Source organism: Sphingobacterium sp. KH_072, from assembly GCF_057837975.1.
The window spans coordinates 1,891,593-1,904,162 of sequence record NZ_CM174457.1; the positions used below are offsets into that span (position 1 = coordinate 1,891,593).

The 12,570-nt window shown below is 43.8% G+C and carries 16 protein-coding genes and 1 pseudogene; 4 read left to right on the forward strand and 13 right to left on the reverse strand.

Annotation, left to right across the window (positions count from 1 at the left end; translation table 11 throughout):
- Positions 1–73 precede the first annotated feature (73 nt).
- The 5 genes from AC3IRT_RS08835 to mobA all read right to left on the reverse strand — a co-directional run bounded on the left by AC3IRT_RS08835 (position 74) and on the right by mobA (position 6,350).
- Complete coding sequence (locus AC3IRT_RS08835) at positions 74–1,276, reverse strand: MFS transporter (protein ID WP_489396007.1); 1,203 nt, start codon at positions 1,274–1,276, stop codon at positions 74–76.
- 210 nt (positions 1,277–1,486) lie between these two features.
- A complete protein-coding gene (mobC, locus tag AC3IRT_RS08840) occupies positions 1,487–3,484 on the reverse strand; it encodes a conjugal transfer protein MobC (protein WP_489396008.1) in 1,998 nt (665 codons plus the stop codon).
- Positions 3,485–3,636: 152 nt separating this feature from the next.
- Complete coding sequence (gene mobB, locus AC3IRT_RS08845; protein WP_489396009.1) at positions 3,637–4,941, reverse strand: conjugal transfer protein MobB; 1,305 nt, start codon at positions 4,939–4,941, stop codon at positions 3,637–3,639.
- Between the two features lie 13 nt (positions 4,942–4,954).
- On the reverse strand, positions 4,955–5,821 hold the full coding sequence (locus AC3IRT_RS08850; protein ID WP_489396010.1) for an AadS family aminoglycoside 6-adenylyltransferase: 867 nt from the start codon (positions 5,819–5,821) through the stop codon (positions 4,955–4,957).
- Between the two features lie 94 nt (positions 5,822–5,915).
- On the reverse strand, positions 5,916–6,350 hold the full coding sequence (gene mobA, locus AC3IRT_RS08855) for a conjugal transfer protein MobA (RefSeq protein WP_118197117.1): 435 nt from the start codon (positions 6,348–6,350) through the stop codon (positions 5,916–5,918).
- A gap of 376 nt (positions 6,351–6,726) precedes the next feature.
- Between mobA and AC3IRT_RS08860 the strand changes: the two genes are divergently transcribed.
- From AC3IRT_RS08860 to AC3IRT_RS08875, 4 genes and pseudogenes are all read left to right on the forward strand, one after another.
- Complete coding sequence (locus AC3IRT_RS08860) at positions 6,727–6,918, forward strand: hypothetical protein (RefSeq protein WP_489396011.1); 192 nt, start codon at positions 6,727–6,729, stop codon at positions 6,916–6,918.
- A 157-nt stretch (positions 6,919–7,075) separates the two neighbouring features.
- The gene (locus AC3IRT_RS08865; RefSeq protein WP_489396012.1) at positions 7,076–7,552 is read left to right on the forward strand and encodes a ParA family protein; all 477 of its coding nucleotides are present in this window, start codon (positions 7,076–7,078) and stop codon (positions 7,550–7,552) included.
- Between the two features lie 39 nt (positions 7,553–7,591).
- Positions 7,592–7,795: pseudogene (locus tag AC3IRT_RS08870) on the forward strand (transposase); the annotation flags it as partial.
- Positions 7,708–8,754, forward strand: a complete 1,047-nt coding sequence (locus AC3IRT_RS08875; protein WP_489395111.1) for an IS3 family transposase — start codon at positions 7,708–7,710, stop codon at positions 8,752–8,754. The pseudogene AC3IRT_RS08870 and the gene AC3IRT_RS08875, both read left to right, overlap by 88 nt.
- 16 nt (positions 8,755–8,770) lie before the next feature.
- Here the strand turns inward: AC3IRT_RS08875 and AC3IRT_RS08880 are convergent, their stop codons facing one another.
- Genes AC3IRT_RS08880 through AC3IRT_RS08915 form a run of 8 tightly spaced genes read right to left on the reverse strand, consistent with a single transcriptional unit; the run spans position 8,771 to position 12,563 of the window.
- The gene (locus tag AC3IRT_RS08880) at positions 8,771–9,001 is read right to left on the reverse strand and encodes a plasmid transfer protein (protein WP_489396013.1); all 231 of its coding nucleotides are present in this window, start codon (positions 8,999–9,001) and stop codon (positions 8,771–8,773) included.
- On the reverse strand, positions 8,998–9,306 hold the full coding sequence (locus tag AC3IRT_RS08885; protein ID WP_489396014.1) for a DUF4134 domain-containing protein: 309 nt from the start codon (positions 9,304–9,306) through the stop codon (positions 8,998–9,000). Before AC3IRT_RS08885 ends, AC3IRT_RS08880 begins: the two co-directional genes overlap by 4 nt.
- Positions 9,307–9,347: 41 nt before the next feature.
- Positions 9,348–9,653, reverse strand: a complete 306-nt coding sequence (locus AC3IRT_RS08890) for a DUF4134 family protein (protein ID WP_489396015.1) — start codon at positions 9,651–9,653, stop codon at positions 9,348–9,350.
- A 7-nt stretch (positions 9,654–9,660) separates the two neighbouring features.
- Positions 9,661–9,981, reverse strand: a complete 321-nt coding sequence (locus AC3IRT_RS08895) for a hypothetical protein (RefSeq protein WP_489396016.1) — start codon at positions 9,979–9,981, stop codon at positions 9,661–9,663.
- A complete protein-coding gene (locus AC3IRT_RS08900; RefSeq protein WP_489396017.1) occupies positions 9,978–10,325 on the reverse strand; it encodes a hypothetical protein in 348 nt (115 codons plus the stop codon). Before AC3IRT_RS08900 ends, AC3IRT_RS08895 begins: the two co-directional genes overlap by 4 nt.
- Complete coding sequence (locus AC3IRT_RS08905) at positions 10,322–10,957, reverse strand: ParA family protein (protein ID WP_489396018.1); 636 nt, start codon at positions 10,955–10,957, stop codon at positions 10,322–10,324. The genes AC3IRT_RS08900 and AC3IRT_RS08905 overlap by 4 nt, the downstream gene beginning before the upstream one ends.
- Positions 10,958–10,995: 38 nt before the next feature.
- Positions 10,996–12,141 carry a relaxase/mobilization nuclease domain-containing protein gene (locus AC3IRT_RS08910; RefSeq protein ID WP_489396019.1) on the reverse strand — a complete coding sequence of 382 codons (1,146 nt, stop codon included), beginning with the start codon at positions 12,139–12,141 and terminating at the stop codon, positions 10,996–10,998.
- Between the two features lie 11 nt (positions 12,142–12,152).
- Positions 12,153–12,563 carry a plasmid mobilization protein gene (locus AC3IRT_RS08915; protein ID WP_489396020.1) on the reverse strand — a complete coding sequence of 137 codons (411 nt, stop codon included), beginning with the start codon at positions 12,561–12,563 and terminating at the stop codon, positions 12,153–12,155.
- Positions 12,564–12,570 lie beyond the last annotated feature (7 nt).

Here is a 12,570-nt window from a genome sequence, read left to right on the forward strand (position 1 = left end):
GAGTACTTAATAGAAATAGATGAACACTCCATCTATTTCTATTGAAGGTGTTTATCGTTTACTCGAAGGAGGGCTATATATTACCCAATTTTCGTGCTGATGGCACGAACAAGCTAATGAAACCCGTAAAGACACTAACAATACCCGCTATGATAAACACATTAGCAATTCCTATATAATCAGCAATTATTCCTGTGCCTACTATACCCGCTATAGAGGGGAGCAATATCAAGCTGTTGTAAGTGGAGATAACTCTGCCCAAAAAAGCATCTTCGACCGTAAGTTGGATGATGACTAAAAATATAGCATTGTAAATAGCATAAGAACATCCACCAATTACGGTTAGCAGAGCAAAGTACACGAAAGCATTTTCTGATAAAACTCCTGAAATCACCAAATATGCACCAAAAAGCAAATACATTATATTTACAAGTGTCACTTTATTTATATTCAGACGTTTTATCCCTATAATAATCCCACCTGCTAAAGCACCTATGCCCCATAACATTTCGATTAGCCCCATTTGAAACGAACTACCGTTAAAATGCTCTATAGTCATTAATGGTAGCAGTACAGAAATTAGCATAAATGAAAAGGTTACAAGTGCGGAACAGATAAATAGGTATGACATACCCTTTTTGGAATGTATTAGCAGAATACATTCTTTTACATCTTGAAACAAGCTGTTTCCAGCTTTTTTAGTTATAGGATTAGGTATGTATACAAAAGACAATAACAAGCATGCAAAAACGGCACCGATAATATCCAAGAAAAGAATATACTCTATGCGTCCAAAACTAATAAGTGTAGCACCTATCACAGGAGCTACTATTCCTGAAAAAGAATGTATGCTCTGATTAATGCCGGCTATTCGAGATAATTCAGATTTGGGTGCTAACAAGGGAATAGATGCTTGCATCGCAGGTGTATGGAATGCCGTCCCTATTGAGCGACAGGCAAAAAGCGCATAAAGGTATTCAAGTTGAACATTGCCAGACAGAAAAAGTACAATCAGTATAAGCGTACAGAACGCTATAAATAAATCGGATACTATCATTATAGTCTTCCGATGCCATCTATCGACATATGCACCTATAAACAATCCTAAAACCGCCTGAGGTAAATACCCTGACAACACGGCATAGGCAAGCACCTCGGGCGATTTAGTTTCCAGACTTAGCCAAAAGAAAGCAGAATAAGTAACTGTTGAACTCGTTAATAACGATATAAATTGACCTATCCATATGAGAAGGAAGGTCTTTCTCCATTTTTCCATTAAAATTAATATTCTAAATTGTTATGTCATTCCTCGTAAAAAAAATGACGTGAAATATTTAGGTAACAGTAACTGCTACCCTGTTTGATAACAAAAACAGAAAGTTCTGTTGATTTAGAATATTAATTTGTAACGCTCATGGATTTCTATATATTGATGCAAAAATACGCATTTTTTCCGTTTGGGCAAGCATCTTCAATAACCTTTTCTTTACTCTGCCTGCACCAAATGCTGTAAATCGGGGTCATTCTTGATGCGCTCCATTTCGCTTTCCACAATCTGCACGACGTCCGCTTTGACCTGCCTGTAATTGGCTTCGATTACCTGTTTCATATTGTCGTTGCCGTGTTCATCGGTAAAGGATAATATATGCGGTATCTTCTTATAGGCTTTGGTTTCGGCAGAAACCTTTTCGTTATCCACGACAATTTCAGCATGAAATATTTTCTGTTCGATACGCTCATCAAAATTATCTGAAACAGACCCCACGAACATTCCCTGTGTCAAGGTAGATATTTTGGATGCAGGTATAAGGGTGTCCAATTGGGTGGATATGGATGTGGATTTATCATTGCGGTTAATGGTGATGCTCTGACGTTTTTGCAATACCTTTCCAAACCGTTCGGAAAGTGTTTTTGCTGTCTCTCCAACGACCTGTCCGCTAAAGATATTACCGACCAAGTTTTGTATAACTTTACTTTCTTTATCGCCGTAATCCCTCGTTAACTGCGAATAATCTTGGATGCCAAAAAGTGACGAAATCCGATTTGAACGTGCCGTACTGATAAAATCCAAACCCCTAAAATAAATGGTGGGCAACTCGTCTATGACAATGGAACTTTGAAGCTGTCCTTTCTTATTGATGAGTTTTACAATCCTCGAATTGTACAACCCCAATGCGGACGAATAGATATTTTGACGGTCGGGATTATTACCCACGCATAAGATTTTCGGCTCTTGGGGGTTGTTGATGTCCAGTGAAAAATCATCCCCCGTCATCACCCAATAAAGCTGTGGCGAAATCATCCGTGACAAGGGAATTTTTGCCGATGCTATCTGCCCCTGCAACTGGTCTTGCGCTCCGCCCTGCCACGCATCCATGAAAGCCGAAAGATAGTTTTCAAGTTCGGGATATGAGGTAAGTATCGTAAAAACGTCTGCATATTTTTTATTCAGCAATTCAATAGCGTGTGGAAACGTGCAATACTTTCCGTATTCATAGATTTTCAGAAACCAAATGATTGAGGCAAGCAATATAATTGGGCTTTCCACGAAAAAATCCCCTTGCTTCAAAATCCACGACCTGTTGAGGTTTAACATGATGGTATAAGAGGCTTCGTAGGCATCGGAAATGTCCGTCATAAAGGCAGGGCTTAGCGGATTGCATCGGTGGCTTCGGCGTGGGTCGTCAAAATTGATAACATAAAATTTCGGCTTTACCTTATACTTATCGGAATGTTTCAGCAAATGGTTGTAGGCAATCGTGGAAAGGTCGTCAAACTTGAAATCGTAGATATACATCGCAAACCCCTTTTCGATATGTTGCTTGATGTAGTTGTTTACGATGGCGTAGGATTTTCCGGAGCCGGGAGTACCAAGTACAATCGAAGCTCGAAAAGGGTTGACGATATTAATCCATCCGTTGTTCCACTTGCCTTTGTAAAAAAACTTTGTAGGAAGATTAACCGAGTATTCATTTTCTATCAGACGGGTTTCCTGTTGGAAACTCTCGTTTTCATTATTGAAAACATCGTCCATCAGATTGTTGCGGAGTAGTCGGCTCATCCATACCCCTGCCATGAGCAAGGCTATATAACCCAAACTCGTTGTAAGGATGTAAAGCGATGTGGCAATCTCTGCCGACAGCTTTAACAATGGTGTGTTCAGAAAGAACAGTACAAAGCCGATAACTAAGACGGTGTAAATCTTGCCCCACGTTATCTTTTCATTCTTTACGCCCTTAGTACCGAGACAGCTTAACGCCAATAATATCAGCGCAAAAATTTTGGTGTAAAGCGTGTGTGAAAAAAGCCCTGCGGTACGGTTGAAATTGGTCAGTATCTTACCGATAATTTCCAGTGTCCACCCACGTTCGGCAAAGAACCCGTAACAGAACCAATAAAAGTGCATTAGTACCAAAAGAATACTTACGGCACGCATAAAAGCCATGATTTTGGCTAATCCTCTCAAATCGTCTTCTCCCTGCATAACAAAAAACTTTAGTGATGCAGGATAATTTAGAGGCTATTTAAAAGGGCTTATCCAAAGGGGTGTCGGATGGCTTTTGGTGGCTTAGTTTGACAGTATTTTAAAACCACAATGACCAAGATGTTAATCCCGGTCATTGATAGTCAAAAAAGTTATTGTTGTCTTCCCCGTTTTCGGTGTTTCTTCTTTTTCTTCATACGGTTGGCAAATGCCTGTTCCTCGTAGTCTTCGCCCTGTGCTTCCGGCAATAGCCCACCCAATCCGTCTATCAATAAATCATCGGTCGGCTGTTCTTTATTAAGGAAGTTAAAAAGTGCGTGGGCTTCTTCTCTCTCTACGGCGGTGCTGTTACCTGCGGTTGGCGACTGGTTTTGTGCGGTTGCTTTTTCAGCGTCTTGGCGTTGCCCGACCGCCTGCTCATTCCACCAATCATTAAAGACATTAGCCGATAGGTTTTTGCCCAAAGCTGAACCGTTCCAAACGGTACGGCTTTCGTGGTCGATAAAAGTTATACCGTAGATACGCGCCTCATCGTTGCGCCGTACCACGGTATTGATACCCTGTTCCATCAGTTGCTTTTTAAAATCGGTTTCGTTTGTAGCGGTGTGCATTGCCACTTCAATGGTGCTTTTGAGTACAGCTCTTACGGGGTCGGCTTTCATTTTCTCTTTAGCCTTTGCGAATTGGTTTTGCAATTCGTCCAGTCCTGCCTGCTTCCCGAAAAGGGATGCCTTAAAAGGATTGCTCGCTTTTTCTCCCTGTTCGTTCAGCGCAAAATAAACAAGACCGTTTTTAGGCTGTCCGTGCAGTTCCCCTTTGACTTCCTCCGCCGTAATATTGAAAAGCGATAGCAAAGCGTTGTACGCTCCGAGGCTTGCGTAACTGTAATACTTCGGCAAGTGTCGCACCATCGATGCGATTTGGCTCTTAACGTCTCCGGCTCTGTAATCCACCGGACGGAATACCTGCTCGTTTCCGGTACGCTGTTTTTCCGTTGCAGGTATGAGGTTATACGTTTGCTCCAAATCCCGACAGATTGCCATCGAACGGGGATGGTCGTAACTATCCGGTAGCTTTTTCCCGTCCAAACCCACACATACCGTTACGATATGGATATGGGTACGTTCAATATCAGTATGCTTAAAAACGATATAAGGTTGGTTGCCATATCCCATGCGCTCCATATATTCCTGCGCCATTTGTACGAACTGCCCATCGCTGACCCTATCCGCAGGATCGGGGTTCAGCGATATGTGGCGCACTGGCTTTTCCGTTCTGATATTTGCCAACAGATACGGATCAAAACACTGGTGCAGGTAACTGGTCGAATAGGTATTATCCAATGTTTCGGGTATTCTGTTCAATAATAAAACCTGCCCGTTTTCACTGTCAATCTTCTTTTGGTTGTATGAAATTGCACCGTACAAATTCTCGCCCTTTCCAATCTTCGCTATCATTGCGTTACTCTTTTCATTGGGACTTCATTTTTAATTCGCTTAAATATTTTCTTATATCCATTTCTAATTTTGCAGGGTATTCATAACCTAATTTTTCTGAAAGCTCTGTTCCGATTTCCGACACTAAATCCGCGATTGCGAACAATGCATCCCAATTGTCTTCAATTTTCCTTCCTGAAAATGTCTGTTCTATTTTGCTCCACATTTCAGGGGTGAGAAGTTTTTTAAAGAGCCTTCCAAACTTATTGGTTGTTATGCTCCAATCGTGCTGACTAGCGATATGCCATTCGATTAGAGGGATTAAATAGTCGGTTCGAATATTGTTTTCCGACATAAATTTCGCGTAAAATAATTCATCTCTTACAAGGCTTTTAGCCAAGTATGTAGTATCCCACCAAAAATCATTTAACGTCTGCCTGAATTTCTGTTCTGTAGGTTTTTTAATGATGGAAACCCGATAAGTGGGCTCTTTCATATTCTGTGTGATGCAGTCTTTATCAATCAAAACTTTATAGCCGATGTCCCAATCTTCACACAATTCATCTTGGTTTACTTCCTCTAAAAAATCAGGGACGCTATACAGTTTGAAATCAACTTTTACATAATCTTCATACAAAACCATTTTCATCGCGTGTTTATAATCGAAGTAGCTTTCGTCTTCTTCAACCATTGCAATGGGATTGCCGAAATAATGTGTCCAGCTGTTATCCGAAATATATACTGCTTTATTCTCAAAAACGAGTTCAATATCCAGATCACTGAATTCATCGACGGGTGCCAGTGGATTCACAAGGGAGCTTGTAAGCAAAACAGCTCTTACGTCCTTGTTCTTTCCTGCCCAATCGATAATGGCTTTTAGTTTTTCTTCTCTTAACTGCATTCTGTTAATATATCTTTAAATGATTATAAAATCAAGGAATTATACAAATCGGGTAGTTGTTCGCTACTCATACCACGCATTTGTGTCCATTTTTCTATTGTTTATTCAAATACTCCTTCTCAAATTCCTGCGTCAGCTCAATCACTTTCCGGCATAAGTCCGCCATTTCTGCCGTCTGCTTTTCCAGTTTAAAGAGGTAAGCCGATGCCTTTTTCTCCGAGAAATTGCGGTAAAGTATCTTCACGATTTGGTTGTAATTCACGCCGACCGCTCTGAACTGGCTGTAAAAATTGGTGAGCCTCGTATGAAAATCGACTGCATCCATATCAATTTTTACGGTCTTGATTGGCTTCTGAAAGATACAGGCTGTAATGAAATGCGCCATTACTTTCATTCCCGATTGCTCGAACAGTGTAAGAAACTGTGCGTTTTCCATGGCGTTGAGACTAATCGAATAACGGTGGATGGCAGGGTCTTTCTTAGGCTTGCGACCAACTTTGTTTGTTCGGTTTCTTCTGTTGTTTTCCATATCTAAATCCATTAATAATTATCATAAAACCCGACTTCGGAGGGTGTTTTCCAAGCCCCCTGCAAGGGCAAGTGGTTTTGAGGTGCGGAATTTATTTCGAGCATCTCAAAACATAACTTGCTCTGTTCGGGTGAACAGAAAATCCGTCCGCATATCGGCGGATGCGGATTGGGTAAAGCGGAAAAAAACGGCTTTGTGCCGTTCCGCCCATAACTTCTATTCTCCAATGATTTTTCCATCCACCTTTTGCATTTAAGCCCTTACAAAGTAAGGGTAGCTTTTTCAAAGCATTGCCCTGTCCACCACGACCAAACGTTGCCAAAAAATGCCGTGGATTACCGCTTTAAATCAATGGAACGGAATAACCTGCTTCTTTGTGGTGTCAGTCACGCAAGCCTGTTTGCAGGCATCCGCTCCCGATGGCAGTTCTGAAAGACGGAGCGCAGGAATGCCGGAACGCATGACGGCGTTCCGCACGGCAGGCAGGAATACCGGATGGCATGAAAGCTATCCCGTAGCCATTCCAACGGGCAGGACGACAGGCAAGCCATCGGTCTTGCCTGTGTGAAAGCCGGAATGACGGCATGGCTGATTGAACGAATGACGGCAAGCCCGACAGGCGGAATTGTATCAAGACTGCCGGACAGTGTGCAGGGATGACAGCCCTGTTTCATGCCGGACGGCAGGCAGTACACGGAAAATAGAAACTTAAAAACAGAATAGAAATGGAAGCAACAAACAGGACAAAATTTATCGCTTTTTCAAGCCAAAAGGGAGGCGTTGGGAAAAGCACGTTTACGACAGTTACGGCAAGCATACTCCATTACCAAATGGGTTATAACGTAGCCGTCTTTGACTGCGATTATCCACAGCACAGCATCTGTCAGATGAGGGAACGGGATTTGAAAGCGGTCATGCAGAACGAGGTATTGAAAAAACTGGCACACCGCCAATTCTCGACCATCAACAAGAAAGCCTATCCGGTACTGCAAAGTAGGGCTGACAATGCCCTAACGGATGCGGAAGCGTTCATACAGTCTCCGACCGTTCCCGTGGATATGGTTTTCTTCGACTTGACGGGTACGGTGAACACTTCGGGCTTGCTGAATACACTGGCAGGAATGCACCATATCTTTTCGCCCATCACGGCAGACCGTGTGGTCATGGAAAGCACATTGAGCTTTTGGAGTTGCTACCTTTAGTGCGAGACAGATTTAATCAGTAATTTTAAATTTGATGATATGCATAGAAAATTTGATGATTCGTTTAAGATAATGGCTGTTGAGCTGAGTATTGTGAAAGGCTCAGTTTCGGAAGTGGCCAAGGAGCTGGATATCGATCCCAGTTTGCTCAGTAAATGGCGCAGGAACCCACGTTTCAATGGCAACAAAGTTCTTCCGGACAACCCCAAGATAAGCCCCCAGGAGCAGGAGTTGAGGGTTTTGCGCAAAAAACTAAAAGATGCGGAGCTAGAGCGCGACATCTTAAAAAAGGCCATCGCCATCTTCTCCAAGGGAGACGGTCCATATACCGGTTCATAGCAGCGAATCGAGAGGTATATTCCGTAGAGAAGATGTGCGATGTATTTAGTGTTAGCGCTAGTTGTTTTTACCGCTGGTTGGTTTCTCCAGAGTCCCCTGGTGAACAGCGGGTTAAAATACTTGTTGAGAAAATACAAAAAATACACAAGGAGAGTGATTGTATATATGGCAGCCCAAGAATAACAGCTGAACTGCATAAAGCTGGAGACCCGGTTTCCAGATCCTATGTAGCAAGGTTGATGAAGAAACATGGTATACGCAGTAAAGTGAAAAAGAAGTATAAGGTGACAACAGATTCCAGCCATGGCTATCGGATAGCTGAAAATCTCCTCCAAAGAGATTTTTCAGCGGATACCCTGTCGCAAAAGTGGGTCGGCGATATCACCTATATCCATACCAGCAAGGGCTGGCTTTATTTGACAACCGTTATTGATCTGGCGGACAGAAAAGTGATCGGGTGGTCTTTGAGCACCGATATGACAGCTGAAAACACCTCGGTAGCCGCCATGAACATGGCTGTTGGGAACAGAGCTCCCAAGAATGGACTGATCTTTCACTCCGACAGAGGGGTTCAGTATGCCTGTGACGAATTTAAATCGATACTCAGGGATAATAATATAACCCAGAGTATGAGTAGGAAGGCAAACTGTTGGGATAATGCGGTGGCTGAGAGCTTCTTCAAATCACTAAAAGCTGAAATGGTCTACCACAGAAGATTTATTGATCAGCAGTCCGCTAAATTAGAGGTATTCGGATATATTGAAGGCTTTTACAATACCAGAAGAACACATTCGGCATTAGGGTATAAAACACCTAAGCAAATGGAAGAAATGCTGCTGAACAAAGAAAAACTAGCAGCGTAAAAAAAGTCTCTCATTTTTAGTTGCAGTTCCATCCTTGTTTCATGAATGTATAGGCAAGTCCTGCACCCATCAGAAGCAGGGTTGTAAAGCCTCCCAACAGCAGGTTGGTCAATGCGCCGATAAGTCCACCGATAGACAGACCACCGACCAGGGAACCTATGCCCCAATAGATAAACTTCCCCTTGAAACCACGGTAAATAAGGGGCTTTTGCAGCCCCTTGTAAATCGAATAACGTTGTCCAATCATATGCCGAAAAACGCTTTGATAACGACGCTGACCAAAACAAGAAACAGACACGAGCCGCCCCATGACATCAATTCTTTGTTGATGTCCTGATCTCCGCTGTTCCACTTGATGTATACCCGTATTCCCCCGATCAGTCCGACCACGGCGCCGATCGCCAGAATAAGCGTCGAAATGGGATCTACGTAGCTAGTTAGTGACGAAGTGGCGGCATCGATACCCACGGTACCGCCCTGTGCGAATGTCGATTGTACCGCAGAAAGGCAAAGCGCGGCCATGGCAAACAGTTTGTTAGTGTTTACTGTCATTGAGATAATTATTAAAAAGTGAATGAAAAATAATTGAGCTGTTAATATACCCCGAAAAGGGCCTTAAGTGCGGCACCGATGATCGACAGGAACAGGCAGGAAAAAAACCATCCCATAACCTGTGCATCGATGTGGTGCTTGCCGGACTGCCAATTGCTGTACACCCGCAATCCACCGAGCAGTCCGCATACCGCGCCGATGACAAGGGCAAGGTCAGAGAAGCTGAAATAAAAACGGTTGACTTCTCCGGTGACCTTATAAAACTCGTCAAGGCCGGGTTGGGCGATGGCGCAATGGGCAAAAAAAGGGATAGTAAGGAATACTATCACAAAACTAATTGCTCTCATATTGAATTTAATAAGGAATGGCTTTGCTGTACTCGACCACGTCATTTTGCATGAGTGATACGAGTTCCTTTAGGTTTATGCCTCCTGTGGATTGCAGGGGCCCAGACGAGATAACCGCTTTTCCCTCTACGGATGTGGGTTCATGTTCTTTTTGGTTTATCTTGGGAATAACCCTTTCTGGCGGTGAATCTTCATAAAATGTCAATTCGTTTCCTTCATCAGCCACCTTTGGGGCGCGAGGGTAGATAAATAGGTCATACAGTACATTTAAGGCATAATAAATGCCATAGAAAGCGACAACGCCGAGCAGGAATTCTGTCCAGTTCATAGATCAAGGGTTTTAATTTGTTCTTTGATATATTGAGTGAGTTCGGGATGGTTTTTTAGGAATAGGTGCAGGCTGTAAGATATCATCTTGTTCATATCGATACCTTTGGCAACTTTGAGTTGTTTGAGCAGGAAAAGAGTCTTGTCGTCCAAACGGATAAGCAGCTTTTCACGTCCGGTCAGTTCATGGTTCAGGATATTTTCAAACAGGCGTTCCAGCGTTTCCGTCTTTTTCTTTGGTATGGCCTTTATTTGCTCTGCCGGTGGGATTTCTATTGCCGGTGGTGGTTTCGCTTTCCGCATGGAATCCCGAAGCTCATCGGCAAGGCTTTTTATTTCGCTCATGATGGTTCCTCCTTTGCAATGTATTGCTCATAGATCAGGTCTAAGAGTGGCAGGATCACGGGATACAATATGATCGGTGTGTGGAATGTATTTACACGTTGGAAATCGATGCGATCCGGCAGGCTGGGTGCGACCGTGCCGAAACCGCGAAGTACCTTTTCGATTTCCGTTCGGGTTTCGTACTTGACGGTATTCTTGATACGGTTCGGCACGAAAATTAGGGGCGCCCGCTTGTTGATTTTGCCGATGACCATTGCAAACAGCAATGTGGAATCCACGGAAAATTCGTCAAAGGCAAACGGACAGATTACCGTATCGGCGGCGACAAATATGGGGATCAGTCCGTCGTCGTCCATCTTGCCGGGCAGGTCTATCAGTACAATTTCATTCCGTGACTTCCCTAACTTCCGTTGCATTGCAGGAAAATGACTGAGGTCGGCAGGTACGATTTCATACAACGGTTCATTTTCCAGAATCTTTGCTTTCTCCGCTTTAGCGGAAAGTGATTGCTGATAGTCCATATCGAGCACCGTAACCCGCCGTTCTTGTTGTTGAGTCAAGTAGTTGGCCAGCAGCAGGGTGAGCGTACTTTTCCCTGCTCCGCCCTTTTGGTTTCCTATTAATATGAGCATAGTGCATTTGGTTTAATGGTATTCTTAATTAATGGGTGTTAACGGGTATTCGTCCGTTCCTTTCGCTTACGCCTCCGGTTACGGCCATGGATCGCCTCATCGTCGATGTCGTCGGATATGTAGATTTGGATGTTTGGCATCCATTGGCCTGCCATTCCATACACAAAATCAGTATCCGTTACAGTTTCTTCTGATGTCGATTTCCATTCTTTTTCGGTCGATTCAGCTCTTTCCTGTTTGGCCGATATTTCGGGGCTATCCTCGGGCGATCTGGTGAACCCTGCCAATGGCATGAGTTCTTTGCCTTTATATACCTTTTTCTTTGAATGATCAATGAGGGTATAACCGTATGGCGGTTTCGCATCCTTGCCGTGGAATATAATCTGTACCCCGAATTTTCCCAAAAGCATCTGCGCCATTGCCGAGGTATAGCCGGATTTTGGGGATGGCATACCCACGGGAAGTGGGGCCGGAACATGGACGACCGCTGGATCGTACTGCCTACGGTACTTGGCAAAGACTGCCCGGAGCTGTGACAATCGATCGATGTCTTTGTGAAAAGCACTAATTTTGGCGTCTACTTTTTCCAAAGAGACCATGCCTTGCCTTTTGCCGTAACGATTGATGTGGTATACGCCGTCGGAGAGTTTAAGTGAATACCCCCTTGCTTCAAGGAGCATCATAAATTGGGCACGCGTGGAGAAACCATAGCTCAATGCTTTTTCGATATTCTTGCCGATCTCTTGTTTTTCGTCCGCGCCGATTATGCGGTTCAATACCTCGTAGGCACGGATTCTCTCGAAACTGTCATTTATCTTTTTGCCGTCTCGGTCTACCCGTGTAGAAACGATATGGATATGGTTGTTTTCCGTGTCCTTATGAAATACCAAAAGATAAGGTTGCTGGGCGTAGCCCATACCGCTCAACCATTGTTCTGCAATAGCTGTAAGTTCTTGCTTGCTATGGGAACGTCCCTTACAGGAAATGACTGCATGGAGCTGTGGATATTTGATCCGTTTACTGGCTGCGGATTGGGCTTCAAGATAATTGACGTAGTCCTTTGGGCGAAGATTTTGCAGGGCCTGCAAGGCACCGAAATTTGCCACTTTCATCAGTTCGCCCTTGTCTTTGTCCACTTTGTTCGTGTTGTAACGAACACCTTTGAACGTGGCAGACGGTTTCAATATCTTGACGATCATGTCTGCCCCCTAATAAGTCTGATGAGCTGCCGGATGGATTGTTCCAACTTCCGTTGCAATTGGATATATTCCTTCAGCAATACAGAAAGGTCAAGCATAATGGTGGGGTGCAGCATTCCCTGTTGCTGCAGGGTATTGGCATGCTTTGCCAATTGGTTGATATTGTTGCCCGAGCGACCTATCTGTGTGCCGATACCGTCCAACATTTTCATAATTTCGGTGGTATTGACCAACATCTTTTTAGCGTGTTGGAGTACGCGAATACGAACGATGTCCGCACGGCTCAGGCCAAGTGCTTTTTCAAGTTCAAGAAACTGCGCCCGTTCCGCTTCGCTCAACCGGAGTTCAAAGCGTTTGGTACGCTGTTGGGGAGCCCCGGTTTTTAGCTTCCCTTTTCTGTTCTTCATGGTGCTT